The sequence below is a fragment of the Galactobacillus timonensis genome (genome assembly GCF_900240265.1).
Lineage (GTDB): Bacteria > Bacillota_I > Bacilli_A > Erysipelotrichales > Erysipelotrichaceae > Bulleidia > Bulleidia timonensis.
The window spans coordinates 359,749-375,251 of sequence record NZ_LT964740.1; the positions used below are offsets into that span (position 1 = coordinate 359,749).

Annotated in this window: 11 protein-coding genes; 1 reads left to right on the forward strand and 10 read right to left on the reverse strand. The window is 44.3% G+C overall.

Features of this window, described 5'->3' with window-relative positions; genetic code table 11:
* Positions 1-11: 11 nt before the first annotated feature.
* The 5 genes from pglX to C1714_RS12195 are packed head-to-tail and all read right to left on the reverse strand — an operon-like array spanning position 12 to position 8,827.
* Positions 12-3,692 (reverse strand): BREX-1 system adenine-specific DNA-methyltransferase PglX, encoded by a 3,681-nt coding sequence (gene pglX / locus C1714_RS12175; protein WP_102343498.1) that lies wholly within the window; start codon positions 3,690-3,692, stop codon positions 12-14.
* Positions 3,693-3,717: 25 nt separating this feature from the next.
* Complete coding sequence (gene brxC / locus C1714_RS12180; RefSeq protein WP_102343499.1) at positions 3,718-7,344, reverse strand: BREX system P-loop protein BrxC; 3,627 nt, start codon at positions 7,342-7,344, stop codon at positions 3,718-3,720.
* Between the two features lie 18 nt (positions 7,345-7,362).
* Positions 7,363-7,992 carry a DUF1788 domain-containing protein gene (locus tag C1714_RS12185; RefSeq protein ID WP_102343500.1) on the reverse strand — a complete coding sequence of 210 codons (630 nt, stop codon included), beginning with the start codon at positions 7,990-7,992 and terminating at the stop codon, positions 7,363-7,365.
* 3 nt (positions 7,993-7,995) lie between these two features.
* On the reverse strand, positions 7,996-8,598 hold the full coding sequence (locus C1714_RS12190) for a DUF1819 family protein (protein ID WP_102343501.1): 603 nt from the start codon (positions 8,596-8,598) through the stop codon (positions 7,996-7,998).
* Between the two features lie 13 nt (positions 8,599-8,611).
* A complete protein-coding gene (locus tag C1714_RS12195; RefSeq protein ID WP_102343502.1) occupies positions 8,612-8,827 on the reverse strand; it encodes a helix-turn-helix domain-containing protein in 216 nt (71 codons plus the stop codon).
* Positions 8,828-9,152: 325 nt separating this feature from the next.
* On the opposite strand from C1714_RS12195, the gene C1714_RS12200 reads away from it, so the two are divergent.
* Entirely contained in the window at positions 9,153-12,458 is a 3,306-nt protein-coding gene (locus tag C1714_RS12200; RefSeq protein ID WP_102343503.1) for a hypothetical protein, read from the forward strand.
* A 25-nt stretch (positions 12,459-12,483) separates the two neighbouring features.
* Here the strand turns inward: C1714_RS12200 and C1714_RS12205 are convergent, their stop codons facing one another.
* The 5 genes from C1714_RS12205 to C1714_RS12225 form a co-directional block, all read right to left on the reverse strand.
* The gene (locus C1714_RS12205) at positions 12,484-13,872 is read right to left on the reverse strand and encodes a relaxase/mobilization nuclease domain-containing protein (RefSeq protein ID WP_102343504.1); all 1,389 of its coding nucleotides are present in this window, start codon (positions 13,870-13,872) and stop codon (positions 12,484-12,486) included.
* A gap of 80 nt (positions 13,873-13,952) precedes the next feature.
* Positions 13,953-14,246 carry a hypothetical protein gene (locus C1714_RS12210; RefSeq protein WP_102343505.1) on the reverse strand — a complete coding sequence of 98 codons (294 nt, stop codon included), beginning with the start codon at positions 14,244-14,246 and terminating at the stop codon, positions 13,953-13,955.
* A gap of 76 nt (positions 14,247-14,322) precedes the next feature.
* Complete coding sequence (locus C1714_RS12215) at positions 14,323-14,670, reverse strand: plasmid mobilization protein (protein WP_167850062.1); 348 nt, start codon at positions 14,668-14,670, stop codon at positions 14,323-14,325.
* Positions 14,667-14,870 (reverse strand): transposon-transfer assisting family protein, encoded by a 204-nt coding sequence (locus C1714_RS12220; RefSeq protein WP_102343506.1) that lies wholly within the window; start codon positions 14,868-14,870, stop codon positions 14,667-14,669. Before C1714_RS12220 ends, C1714_RS12215 begins: the two co-directional genes overlap by 4 nt.
* A gap of 9 nt (positions 14,871-14,879) precedes the next feature.
* The gene (locus C1714_RS12225; protein ID WP_102343507.1) at positions 14,880-15,497 is read right to left on the reverse strand and encodes a YodL domain-containing protein; all 618 of its coding nucleotides are present in this window, start codon (positions 15,495-15,497) and stop codon (positions 14,880-14,882) included.
* Positions 15,498-15,503: the final 6 nt, after the last annotated feature.

Below are 15,503 nucleotides of genomic sequence, written 5' to 3' on the forward strand. Positions count from 1 at the left end.
GATGTCTCCTTCTACTGTTTGCTCATGATGTTCTTCGAATCCGCAAGAACTTCATAGAACTTGCCGTCGCTGCCGGTCTGGACTTTACGGTAATTGACCTTCACACCGTCATCGAGATCGATCGCGATCCGATCCAATGCCAGATGTGCGATCTTTTCGTCGTAATCCCGGCATTCCTTCAGCTGCTTCTGCAGCTTCTCCTTCCGCTTGGAAGCAACCGATACATCATGCGCGGACTTGCTGTGGTCCATCATGTCCTGCATCCGGTCGATCTCATTCGTATAAATCTGCTCCATGCGGTGCAGATACTTCACGCGAACGACACCGGTCGTATCTTCATTGTACCGATGCATGTAAATCAAAGCCTTGAACCCGTTCTGCTTTCCGGAATCATAGAGCCAATAAATCGGTCGTTTCCCGGATCCCGTTACAGAATATGTCTGACAATGATCCTTGAAGAAATCCGTCAGGAAATAATTCCGGATGATCTCACGACTGGTATTGCCCTTGTTGCCCAGTGCTTTGGCAATGAAGTCGAGATTCTCCTCCAGCGTATCTTCCCCGTACACCTTCTTCAGCCACTGGATCAGCAGACCTACAATATCGTCATCCAGATACTCTTCATCTGTGATCGGGATCACGTTGTCAGCATCCGGCATGAAAGTGGAATACTTGCTGGCATCCCAGTCCCCACCAGCATATGCAAGACCGTCAACATCAAGAGAATAGCGGCCGAACATGCAACCTACAGCGTAGGAAATCAAGGAGCGAATGTCACGAGAAAAATCTGCTTTCCTAACGGTTACTTCTGCATCTGATTCATTCGGCGAAAGTTCGTCTTGAAGCCCATAGATGTTAATAAAAATACTATTGAGTTCCTCTTCGTTCTTTTTTAATGCTGTAAACCGTTGATTACTAACTTCCTTCCAATCAGAAAATGAATCTGAAATCAAGCCTGACAAATTGTAAGCAATCAAGGGATGACGTTTAAAATTCCATGATGTTTCAACAGAATCCCAATTCAAAACGCATAAATGGACATTTTCACTGGCCAATGAATCTATCCTGCTTTTATATTCACCAGACATTGTAAATGGTATTAGGCTTACGTCACCTACGTTAGTTGTGACTGATGGATTTATCATGTTGAGCAATTCTACCCCTATATAGCTATTTAGAAGAGCTAACACATAAAAATAATTACTGTCCACAGTAAAACCACTTGCACCTTTAATACTAAAAATGAAGCCTTCACTGCACGCTCTCGCTGCAAAAGTTTGTCCGCAGATATCAGACCATGTAATACACTTTTTAAAATAATATTGTCTATTAATTACTCTGCCGTTAGATTTGACTCTAGAACTGGTAGAATTGTCAATGTATTCACATACGGCCTTTCCCTTATCCTGAAAATTCACCACATAATCATTATTGCCATACCACTTTTGAAATCCTCCACCTTTATTGAAAGGATACCATTTATATTTATCAGATACTGTTTCTTCTTCAGATTTACAGTTAAAGTTAATTCTATCAATTTCTACTTCGTACCAAAGTCTAAGAAATAGATCATTATTAGTTGTTGCCATTCCCTGTTTCGTGGCACATACCGATCCTAAATTTTCAGAATTTGCTAATATAGATAACATATGTTTACTTGGCCAGAATAAATATCTATACCCTGGAAGCAGCTTAAATGTTTTCATATTTGATACGAATAGATGTTTTTTATCATCGCCCGAAGCCACTAATTTCACTACCTCGGCTTGTCTTTGGGGATCTTTTACATCCGATATTTTAATAAAACTGCCATTATAGCTTAGTAATCCCTTGCGCAAAACAAGAGTACAAATAGAGACAGCTGCATCAGAAAACGAACTAGGATGTGGCTGACAATAACAAACAATTGAATTTAAAGATGCTACTTCTTCTCGAAATTTTTCATATGATCCCATTGTTAGCCACACAAATGGACTCATCATTGAAAGCAAACCATTTGCTTGCGTAAAGATACGTAATCGAAGGATGAATGCAGCAAACAAATCCATCTTTCCATTTTGGTAATTTAAATCAAGGAATTCTGAAATCTTTGAATTCATCCCTTTTCTTCCCATATATGGCGGATTCGTGATAGTTACCAAATATTTCTTCTCTAATAGTTCCGAAACATCGATAATTTTATTAAGTTCTTCTACCGTATCCAATAAGCCAAATGTTTCCAACGATAACTGTCTATCAGTTTCGGTTTCATGTACATATTCTCTCAGCGAATCAAAGTCATAGTTTTCCACCTTGATTATGGAACCATAGATCTTCGCATCATGGAACTGATCCAGCAGACGCACTAAATCCTTCTGATTTTTCTTCCGAGTCTCTTCATCCTGCAGATTGCCCAGGAATTTCAGATGCTCACGATTGATGTCATTGCTCTCCTCGATGGCATAGACATGCGGTTCAATTCCTCTGGTCAGAATACGCCGGTCATATTGCCTGCCTTTCATCATGACGGCAAAATACGCCAGCTGAAAAGCACGCTCGTCGATATCTAGACCATAGAGATTGTTCTTTAGGATAGACTGTGCCGCATCCCGCTCGGAATAACCGACAGAGGTATAGATCTGCATCAATACATCAAATCCGTAGACTAGGATATGGCCGCTGCCCATAGAGGGATCCATGAGTGTCAGATCTTCCGGTTTCAGCTTTTTATACTCTTCCCGCTCTTCGGCAAGCTTTGCTTCTACTTCTGGTTCCTGCTTGGCTTCATCGATGTAATAGATCCAGTTCTTCTTCAGTTCATCGTTCGGATGGCCATTCAGCCAGACTCTGCCCAGAGAGTTCTCTACCATATAACGGACGATCCAGTCCGGGGTGAAGAGCTGCGTTGCAGACGGGATCCGTTCCTTCGTGATCTTTTTATTCTTCTTCAGAAGCGCAAAGGTCTCATCTTTCAGCTCGGCATTGTAGTACTGATACAGCCAGCCGATGATCTCCACCTGTCCGGTCGGCCTGCCGTCTTCACCGATGTTATTGATATCGAAGTCCTGTTCCTCGATGTCATGGACGAGATGATAGACGACACCATCTTTATCCGTGACGGAAACATTGAGCAAGAGCTCTGTATAATCTGAAGTCTTCTCAAACAGCCGCGGTAGGTACTGGTTCAGAGAATTGCATTCCTTGATGAAAAGGATCTGGAACAGTTCATCGACCGCGTTGTCATTTTTCAGCTGGATGATCTGCTGTTTCTCTTTTTCTGTAAATTCCAGTTCTGTATCAAACGGTGTAGTCACCATATCCGGTTCCAGCTTGGATCCGTTCTCGGAAGACAGCACGCGGATATGATCCGGCATGTAGTCATTGACCTCCATAAACCGGATGGCGATCAGACGGTTGAACCATGTATAAGCGACTTCTTCCACCACACTGTTAAAAGCAGCCTGATAATCAGAACCTTTTGCCCGGTCATTGATCAGCCTGGCAAGATGCGCTCTCTGTCGTACAGCATCCCCGGAGATCACATACGGCTCCTTCGTGCCGATGTCATATGCTTCTTCTCCCGGCATGGACTGCGGAAGGGCAGACTTGATCCCCTGATTCGTAATTCCCATCAGACTGGCTTTATAGGTAATATCTGCAATAAGCTTCTTTCTTGCCCATGTTGCAAAGTTTTTGATCGCTGTCTTATTCATAGCGTACCGTCCTTACATTCTCCGATCAGAACTCAATGTTCACGATCGTGTCATCTTCAAGCTGCTTCTCAAGCTGTTTCTTCAGATCTGCCACAAAGGCATCAATATCCGCCTGTGATTTCACGCGAAGAGATCCCATACCGGTGACATCCTTGATGGTCAGGTTCTTCGTTTTCACTACATGCGGCTTTGGTACCGTAACTACCGGCGGCTTCTCACCCTTTTTCTCTGCTTCTTCTCTGGCACGTCTCTGTTCTTCTTCAATCCGCTTTCTTTCCAGATCCTGATCGATCTTATCCATCTCATTCAGGAGACGGATCTTCTGAGCATCGGCTTTGTCCGCAAAGCTCCGGAGGGAAGAGACATTGTTGCAATGCTCTGCCTGATCATAGAGATCTGAGAAGTACTGATGATATCTTGCTTCCTTCTCTGCCTTATATGGCTTTTCGGAAAGCACTTCGATGACTCGCTTCTCCGCATCCCGGATAGCGGCCAGCACTGGCGCTTCCTGAGTATCCAGGATTGCATTGTACAGATTCATGAAAGTTTCCAGCAGTTCCGGAAGCCTCGGGATATTATTATATGGTTCCTGCTGGTTCAGAATACTTTCGATGGAATGGACATTCTCTTCCAATTTCTCATCGGCGATATAGGTCTTGCTGTCCTCATAAATATTCATAAGGCGAAGCGCACGGTCAAAGATCTGCTTCTGTTCGCCTTTGAAGAAACTGCGGACCGGCTCATAGTAATCAGCGAAATCCAGGAAATCGTCCTGATAGCGCTGTATATTCTTATAAAATTCCGTTGTGGATTCCGACTGAGAGATCATAGTCAGAAGACGCTTACCGTCACTGACAGTCTTCTTGCCAGGGTATTTTGCATAGTCGTACTGCACGAGCAGACGATCCAGTTCTCCCATCATGGTCTGTGCATTGCGGATGAATGCCTGCATCATCTGATCTTCATCATCGAAATCTGTAGAGACATGGAAAAGCTCCTTCATGACATTCTTGCAGATCTTCTTCTCCCGATCAGAGATCCGGGTCCGCTGCTCCATCATGAGCTTTTCCTGATGCTGCTTCTTCGTGATATAGGAGATGATCTCGTCTTTCGTCTTATTGATGAGACTGATCTGGGCACCATTCATATAGAAGGTCAGATCTCCCCTGCGGAACAGCTTTGCGATCAGCCAGTCCACGTCATCCTCGACAAAACCATACGGAGCTTTCATGAAGTAATCCTTTACGGTCTTCATGGAAGTCTTCATATGCATCTGAGTCTGACGCTGGATATACTGCAGGACATCATCCAGAGCATGGACATTCGCTTCTCCCTGATCACCGAGCTTCAGACTCATCTGGCTGCTGGTATCGAACAGCTTTCTGATATCGGATTCGCTGAAGGCAGCATCGATATAAGAGAGCTTGTGATAAACCGTGTCCACCAGACGTCCGACAGCTTCATTGATCCGGCTGCTGACATCCTTGGCTTTGATATTCGCTTTATCACCATTCACATAGATAGCAGCTTCTTTTAATGCTTCGGTGAGATACACTTTCGCATTGGAGGAACGATCCCGCATTTCCAGACGCTTTGCATCCTTGATGGATTCATATTTCGTAAGTGCAGATGTTGTGTTGCGTCGGAGGAACTTCTCGATCTTCAGATACGTCTGGATCTCATCCATGAAACTCCGGTCATTTGGAAGAACAACCAGCACTTCCTTCCCCTGTCCGGACATCATACGGAGAGTGATCTCATCTTCAATATCCGCTGCCGGCGTGATAATGTGCACACCGATGTCATTATTCTGATTGGCCTTATATGGGCGGTCATCCACCGTCTGATTGAAGCGGAACGCATAGCGGCCATTGAACTTCGGATACTGATAACGGTTATCCTTCAGGATATCATCAAAGATCATCTCCGAAATCTTATTGATGACTTCGGCATTGTCCACCTGTTCTTCTTCGATCTCACGGTTGATTTCCTGCTCTTCATCGGTCAGGAAGACATAAACATCACCATTCTTCTGAACCAGCATCTGACGTTGCAGAACAGTCAGCGCATCCTGCACTCGTTCCTTCAGGGTAATCCGGTCCTCATCAATGCTTGTCATCATGAGTGTTGTGATGTTATCGATATTTGCCTGGATATCCTCAACATACTTGATGAGGAACAGTGTCTTCAGCACGTCGATGGCAAAGACATCCCCATCTTTATGTTCCGGATTGATCTTGCCATTGTCATAGGCTTTGATAATCACACTTCGATGGCTATGATCCAGGAAGTTCTCCATCGGGGCATAGAAGGCATAGAACGGGATCAGAGTTCCTTCCGGCATGCCTCCCCATGCAGCCGCAGACTCCTTGAACATCGCCAGCATGGAACGCTCACCTTCCGACAGATGCTTTCCGGATGCGCCATGCGTACGAATCGCTGTTAATACAGAAGCGAGTAAGTTGAACTGATACGGAATAAACGGATAGACATCCGCAAAATCCTGCGCAGAAGAATAGAGCTTCCGTTCCACAGATCCGGAGAACACAATCCGGTTTTCTATAATCGTTTGCTTCTGTCCATAGAGAAGCCGCAGCATCTGTGCTGCCGTATCCTTCTTTTCCAGAATTCTCTTCTTAATGACGGCATCGACGTTTGCGGAGGACAGAGAAAGTCTCGTATCGAAGCGTCCCTGAATCTTGGAGAAGTCATTGCCGATGACCTTTACGATGGAGTCAATATCCTGCTGGGAAGTCACGATGATCCACGCCTTGCCCATGCACTCCCGGCCAAGATCTTCTTCCAGAGTCTGCAGGTTCAGCATCAGGGCACGGTTGTCTCCAATATACTGTCCTACCTCATCCACAGCAAAGACAACATGATGGTTGTTGCCCTTGCTGTCGATGTATTTCTTTACACGCTTGGCAAAGTCTTCAATGCTGATCTGATAGGTGCCGGAAGCTTTCTCACACCAGTTTCTTGCCGCATCTTCACTCATGAAGCCCATGTCTGAAAGAACGTCCACGATATCATCCTGAATGAAGTCAAAGTCATTGCGGGCATTTACCCAGGAATCGCCGTAGGCTTTCTCAAACTTCTGCTTGAACTCTTCATATCTTCCCTTGTCGGAGAGCTGCTTTTCCAGATCCGCCAGATACGGGATGGATCCGCAGAAGCCCTGCATCTCGTTGAAAACCTTCAGAAAGACATTGACGATCGCATCCTTGTTTTCCTTACCGTTAGACTCGCTCTTGGAATCAATATTGAAGAGCACAACATCCGTCGGTGTCTGCGCTGCCAATTGCATATCCGCCAATACTGCTGCATCGGAAATCTTGTTGTCATCGATAAAGTAATCGATCGCATGCTTGCCGGCGATCTCTTTGTTTTCCAGAAGGTAGGAAAGAATCTTCAAGAGGTGTGATTTACCGGATCCGAAGAAGCCGGAGATCCAGACACCGGTCTTCGTTGTATTTCCGATGATGCCCTGTTTATAGGCGGAGAAGAAATCCGCGAAATGTTTCTGCAGTTCCCTGGTAACGACATACTCTTCCAGTTCCTGTTTCACATTCGCATTTTCATCCTGACCGACGATAATGACGCCCTGAAGATCACGGTCGATATTCTTCAGGAACATATCTCTGATCTGCATACTCTCTCTTCCCCCTCGTTACCTTGCGATCCGGAATGCCCGGTAATAATTGTCTTCCTTGCGCTCGTCAAACACGACAAGCTCCTGCTCCGTATAGGTTCCCGGATAGAACAGAACCATCGGCGTGGAAGCAAATTCCTTCGGCATGTTGTAGAACACTTTGTTGAAGACTTCCGGTGCCTCCAGAAGCGGATAGCACTTGCCAATTCCTGTGATGAATACAACCGCATTCTCCGGTGTGTGGTCCACGATATACTGCACCAGGTAGTTATCCTTATCCGTGATGCGGAGAGTCCGCTGAACCGCTTTCACTACACGATCAAGCCCGTTCCGTTCTTCCATCTTTTCGGTCTTTTCGATGAAGTTCTTGGATTCCAGATAGTCGATGATGATGTCATAGAGATCGAAAACGATCAGCTGAAATCCTTCCGTTCCTTTTTCATTGCGCTTCTTCATCTGGTTAATACGGTCACGAACCTGCAGCTCCGCTTCCGGTTCATAATCAAAGACCCAATAATTCACTTCATTGGCCTTACCGTCTGCACGGCGGAAAGTCGGCCGGTGAATCTTCTCATCCATTTCATCCAGACGGACATTCAGGTTACGCCGCGAGGAACGCAGGCGGCGCACTCTTTCTTCCTCTGCCATCGCTTATGCCTCCCCCGTCAAAGCTTTTACGATCGGTGCCATCTCATGATCTGAAAGCCAATGCTCGAATGACGGATCCAGAATTGGTTTCAATATCTTCCGCTCCGTCTTACCATTGTCAGTAATACCAGCCTCACAAAGATAAGCCTTATAGGTCCGTCCAAGCCGGTTCAGTGTTTGATCCGTCCACTTCGCCGCTGTCTCATCCTGAACCTGCTTGTTATGGAAGAAGATCCGGATGTCCGCGTCTGTGAAGGTGTTGCTCCCGATCAGCATCTTCTCCCTAATCACTTCATAGACAAAATCGAAGAACAGGGTATCGCTTGCCATGATACTGGACAGAACAAACAGCTTCTGTGTTGCGATGTCCGACTCCAGATACAGGTCATAGAAATCATCGCCAAGGGCTTTGATTCGCTTTGTCACGGTGTTATAGATCAGTCTCGATCTGGCCGGTGTCTGCGTGCCAAACAGGTTTCCTTCTGAGCTGAGATTCTTAATCTCTTCAAAAGATTTTCCCTCCTGCAGAAGTTCCACTTCCTTCCGGAATTCCTGGAACCAGAAGGCAAATTTCACGGCACCGGCGCTATATGCATTTCTCTTCATTCCGTTGCCTCCGTTACGCTTCTGCTTTATCAGGAAGGACCTCCAGAATATCTCCGATATCGCAGTTCAGCGCTCCGCAGATCTTCATCAGAACCTCCAGGGATACGACTTCATTCTTGCCCATCCTGGCTACAGTATTCGCACTGATCCTCGTCGCCTCACGAAGATCCTTCTTCTTCATTCCCTTGTCGATCAGGAGTTTCCAAAGCTTGTTGTAACTAAGTCTCATAGTCTTATCCCTCAATGTTTTGGTGCCATCATGAAAAACTGTAAAAATGAAAAATCCACTGATACCATGATAGCATCAGTAGACTCTCCTCACAAGAAATACTTGCAGATGTTGCACTTCTTATTTTTCGAAAATGATATTCTATAACGCTTGATGCAACAAAAGCGTCACGATATACTATTATCAAAGCAGGTCAAAAAACGTAATTCATTACTATGCAAGCAGTGTCTTCGTGTCACGAAGGACCTAAGCTTGTTGGGGAAGCGCCCCAATCCCCTTGAACTTTGCCTGCGGCAAAGAGCTGTTAACAGGAGGAATTCAAAATATGATGACTCCAAGAGAGTTTTATAAAGAGCGGTACCCTGAAGAATTTTCCGATAGTGTTGTAATTCGTGTAAGCAAATTGGACCAGGACTTTTTTGCATATTACTTGGACACTTTAACCAGTAATAACAAGGAAAATGAATTTGAAGATTTCTGCAGGCGCATTGCCCAAAGCGAAATATGTCCAAATCTAATTCCCCATACTGGTCCGACCGGCGGTGGAGATAGTAAGGTGGATTCTGAAACATATCCTGTTTCTGAGTATATTTCCGAGAAATGGTATTGTGGTTCTCCCTCTGCAGGAAAAGAAAGATGGGCATTCGCTATCAGTGCAAAACGTGATTGGAAACCAAAAATAAAGTCTGACGTAACAAAAATCATAAAAGTCAATGCAGATCAAGGAAGAAATTATACAAAGATTTTCTTCATGTCTAATCAATTCATTCCTGACAAAAAAAGAGCTGAAGCCGAGGATGAGCTACGTAAAGAATTCAGTATTGATGTAAGGATACTTGATCGAAGTTGGTTTATTGACAAGGTAATTGGCAATCGTGATAACACTCGTATTGCAGTTGAAACTTTGCACTTATCCGAAAACTTTTTAGATGAAATCAAAACAGGTGCAAAAGATGCTGTTAGACAGCAACAATTTGAAGCTAACGAACAAAGAATGCAAGCGTCTGATGTCAAATCATCGGAACTTGTCAAATTAAGTCTTGAAAATGTTACGCTCGCTAGAGAATTGGAATACCCATACGAAAAAGTAAAAGGATTAATTCGTCGGAGTGAAAGAATAGCGAATACATATGGATTAACCATTGATAAAGCATCCGCAATTTATGAAGCATCCCGTACAGTATTTTGGTGGTATGACGATCCAGACGAATATGTTCGGTTCTATGAAGAATATGAACGATTAGCAACATCAACCAAAAACATCCATCTCTTCCAAAACCTTATTACAATGTGGATGAATTTATATAGGCTGTCTGCCGATAAGGTATTGGCAAAGATGAACACCGATGTTGATTCTTCCCAGCGATATGACAACGATCCATTAGCGTTAGCGTCTTTCTATAATGCAAGAGAACATTTAAAAGTCATACAAGAAGAATACAATCATTATATTTCTGATGCCTCAAAGCCTAACACAATCCTTGAAGCCAATGCAGCATATTTTCCCATAAGGGTTTTTACAGGTGATCCACTGGATGAAATTATTGACGACTTAATAAAACTACTTGACCAAAGTGATCTTCATATTGACCTAAACCTCGAAAACATTTTCAAAATGATCGTTGAAGTGCCTATCTTTTCAGCGAGCAATAAATACGATGCTCTATTTGAGAAGGCAGTTTCTGTAGCTTCCGCAAAAAAAGAAAAGCAATCTGCTGCCATAATGTTGGTGAAGCGTGCTGAAACCATAGAAAATGAACAGCCGTATAAAGCAATTTCTTATTACAGCAGAACCCTAATAAGTCTATACAACAATGAAAATAAGGACCTGCTTATCAAGGTCATATTCCATCTTGCTAAACTATTTGAAAGCGAAAATTTATTATGGGCTGCAAGGAACTTTTATATATTTGATTTCTGCCTTTGCATGAATCAATATATGAAATACGGCGAAATGTCTCCTGCCATGATTGCCAGTGCTAGCGCGTTAAAGTATGTTGAACTACAGCTTGGTCATGTTATTAACTCGTTAATATTTGATCGATTTCTTGGAATAACAAAATCTTTGTACCCACAAGAAATTCCTAATACTGAAAATGAAGATAGGCACTATGACGCTTTACTCGGTATTCAAATTTTTAGAACGCCTCACGAAACGGAAACATATTTGCTCCAGCTACCAGAATATCTTAAAAACAATGGCTATATCTTCTCCAATATTGCCTTAAACTACGATTTTGGTCATTACAATGAAGTTCTGCTTCAAGAGTATGGCGGAAGCAAGGATAATGTAGATAGCTTTATTGGCAAGTGGCAAAATCAACCTGCTCTTGAGCAAATGAAAGCACAACCTTGGTATGGTGTAGAAGGCTCCTTGGAGTTTGAAACTTCAGTTTTAGGATGCCACATATATGTAGACGCAGATGGCCCATTTTCGCATGGTGAACTTGAAATCAGCAGTTCAGTCTTAGCATGCATTGAAAGTTTCTTTGGAACCGCAGTCTCTCAACAGTTGGTATCTATTACCGGAAAAATTACTGTACATCTGCAACATGTTCCAGGGCAACAGCCATTTGCCCTTTGTGAAGTAGGGCCCGTAAGCAATTACATCACCATGAAATTTGGAGACTATGATTCTTCTGCTATTCTTAAACAACAAGAGGATTTCTCAAATTGCATTTTGTCTTTGATTGCCTCAATATGCGATTTAATGTTTAATGACGATAATAGCATCGAAAAGTTCAAAGCACTGGTAGAATCAGATGAAATATTTCAAAGAACTGAGTCGTTTGCCAACAGTGTGTTTATTGCTATAGAAACTTTAGGAATAAATGTATTCTCATATGAGAAACTGGTTGAGGATTGCGATGTCACGTCAATGCTCCTAGACCACAAACCTATGTATTCTTCAGAAAACGAAAAATCCGAAGCCACTACTAACCATACTACTGTAGAGCATTCCAAAATAATCTTTGAGAAAATACCGGACGCTATCAGGCAAGATATCTCCTCAAATTCAGAGATACAAACTTCTTCAGTAATTAACCTTGGCGCCTGGGATCAAAGTCATTGGCGTGGCTTGTTATTCCTTAACCCAAGCTACATACATGGAATAGCTTTGCTTTTTGAAAATGAATCCTGTCAATACATATTTCAAGAGTGGATCCGCGATATAGGCACATATGATAAAGAGGATATTATCGGAATACGAGTGATAAAGAAATATGATAAATTGCATCCATATTGGTACCGAGTAGCAATCGGTGATCAAAGAATGCCAGATGGTAAAGGTCTTAAACTATTTATGAGCCCTGTTCGTTTCCAAAATATGGAGGCTGAGAACAGCAATAATATCGACATGTATGAATCGGTATCTTCAAATTGGAAACAATTTAAACTATTCCCAGCAATAATCGATAAGAAAACCGGGCAGCCTAAATTATTCTATGAACTTGCTATAACTAAGAATATATCAAGCATTAGAATAGAAAATGAATGGGATATTTCAGAACCAGACTTAATTGAAATATCCGCAGTGCTTCCTTCAGATGACCCGGTTGTACTTACCGATAATAAATCTCACATCCTTGATATTATTGAGACGAAGAAACAAATGCAGAATAAACCATAAACGAATAATGAGGGACCATAGTCATTTAAAGGCTGTGATCCCTATTGTTCTTCTTGAACGTTTTCCGTTCCCGTTCATCTTCCAGGACGATCTCAGCATTCTTCAGTGCAATCTGCAGTTCCTTCGCTTTATTCCTGGCTGTGCGGTATTCCGCATAAACCTTTTTCTTTTCTCCTACAATCTGGCTGTATTCTTCGTTCAGTTCCTTTACCTTTGGGATCTTCTTATCCGGCAGCTGATCAAAGGCAGCCTTGGCAGCTTCATGCTTGAGGATGTCTTTTTCATGCTCTGTGAGGAAGGTCGGATCATATCCGGACCTCCTGTATTCCTCATAAACATACTTGGTCCGGGAGTAATTGAAAATGTGATTCTTCAGCTGTCGGATCTCTTCCAGCCGATCATCCATGGACCGGATCTTTTCATGTAAATCATCCGCTCCTCTGGATGCTTCCGAGGCAAGCCGGCGCAGTTCCTTCATATCATGGATATTGTTTTGCTGCAGAAAGAGCAGTACCTTTGCCATCTGCTTGACATTGAACTTTGCTGCCCAGCGCTGATAGCCTTTGCCTTTTCCCGACAGGATCTTATCCTGCAGATTGATCAGGAGATCCAGCTGTTCATCTTTCTTACGGACCGGACGTTTCTCTGTATTGCCTTGGATGTATTGCTCAATGTCCTGCTGGGAGAATCCTTCGCCCAGGGAATCCAGACGGATGAATCGCTTCTGCCCATGTCCTTTAACGGCGATATGCTTTCCTCGCTTTATCTCATACCCGGATTGCTCCAATGAAGAAAGAAATGCATCCATGGACTTCGGTTTCTTCTGAAGCTCATAACTGATCTGCCCCCGAAGTTCATCGCGGAATGAATGCCGTTTGGGATATGTTTTCCGCTTCTTCCGCTGCCCGACCGGCAGTTTCTGAATGATGGATTTTCCGTGTTCCAGACAGATGATATCGCTCAGCGTCTGCAGAGCCAGTCCGCAAAAGAAGAAATTCTTGAACTTTTTCGTACAGTCCAAGGCAACGGAGTTGAAGATGATGTGATTATGGATATGCCTGCGGTCCGTATGCGTCGATACGACAAAGGCATGTTCCCCTTTGGTAAAACGCATCGCTGTCTCATAACCGATCTTATTTGCTTCTTCCGGCGTGATCTCACCGGGTTTGAAGGACTGTCGGATCTGATAAGCCAGGATATCTCCCTTGTAGACTCTACCTGTGATCCGCAGGTATTCTTCCTTGGAAAGTGCGAATTCCTGAGCTGCGGATTCCGGTCGGCAGGCATAGGAAGAAATGTATTTGCCATCCTCCGTCTTGTCCGGATTCTCCGAGTAATCGATCCGGTCCTGCAGGCTCTGAACTGAACTCTTCCCTTTTGTCTTATGCATGGAAATCAATTTGGTCGCTGCCATATTACCTCCCTATAAAAAATCCGGAGACCATCTGACATGCAGACGATCCCCGGAAGGTGATTCTCGATTTTATTCTGTTTTTACGAATGCAGGAAACCGGTCAGGCCGTCTCTGGCATCATCCATCAATCCAATCAGGATACCGGCACAAAGATAAATCACGAAGAGTGCCGCACCGATCAGCGTCAGCAGGAACACATCCCGCCAGCTCTGCCTGACCAGACTGTAGATATCGCAGATGGCAATGAAGATCAGGAACGGTCCGGTCACATAGGCAGAAAGATTTGTCAGAAGCTTCAGGATCGCACCGACAAACGCCGTAATCACAATCAGCGGCAGAGAGAATATTTTCAGAATCATTCGGATCATAAACATTGCGGCACCTCCTTCTGTCTGCAGAATATAAGATCAGATCACAAGCCGCAAGGATGTCGTTTTGCTTTCTGAGAAATCACGCCAGAGCCTTCAGCTCATTCACGATCGTATGACCTGCCTCAAACAGTTCATTGAAGCGGACCTGCAGATCCTCGATATCCTCCCGGTAAATGCTCCCGTCCGTATTTGCCCTTCTCGCATACTGATTCAGGTTGTTACTGCAGATGCCGAGCAGCCGGACAAGCTCGTGCATTTCTGAGAAATCCAGCTTGATGCAGTATCCGTCCAGTGCCATCTTCCGGATATAGGCACTGCGGTTATGCATGCCGGCTTCCTCCATCTTCTGCTGAATCCGCTCAACCTCATCCGGATCCAGCCGCAGAGAAATAAACGTATCGCGCTTTGCTTCCGTACTTTCACTCACAGACAGGAATCCAGGATCTGATCGTAATCTTTATCCGAGATCTGATTAAGCTTCGGCAGAAGGCCGTTCATCATTTTCTTCAGATCCTTGTCCTCCCTCGTCAGCATTCCCCGTATTCTCGAAAGTTCTTTGATCAGTCCGGTGCGCGATCCCGGATTGTAGAGCATCATCAGCATTTTCTCATCCTTCGTAAATTTCACTTCATCACCTCACTCTCTGATCTTTTCGAGCAGCTTCTCCGCCAGGTCCTTCGGAGGTTCCGGTGCAGATTCCTTCAGGTCCTTCAGCTGATCGAGTACGGATTCTTTTTTAACCTCACACTTGCATGGCTGCGGTTCCTCCGGAAGATTATTGATGATTCCGTCCAGTTGATTATCATTCTGCTCCATCATATCCTCAAGGGTGCGGATATGGTTCCTGCCGGAGAAGAACCCAGGCAGTTCCTGAAAGCCGATCGTATCCACGTAGTGTGCTGAGAGCACACCGTTCTGCCGGATGGCAATCACATCACTGACCGACAGGCTGTGCCCGTGAAAATCTTCCGGGCGGGCTATGTTGAATCTCCGGTAGAGATCCTCCAGCATCGTTTCCTGATCCGCATAAGGAATCAGCGGAGCCGCATACACCATTTCATAATGATCAACGTCAGGTTCGGTCTGTTTCCTGTGCAGCGCGCTGTAAGACATGAACCGTTCTTCATCCGTTTCCGGTTCATGCCGCAACTGCAGAATTGCATAGGTATCAGTGGTGTCTGTCAGAAAAGCTTCTACACGTTCCTGTTCGGATCCCTGACCGTTGACCTCATCCCATTTAAATACTTTTGACACTGCCCT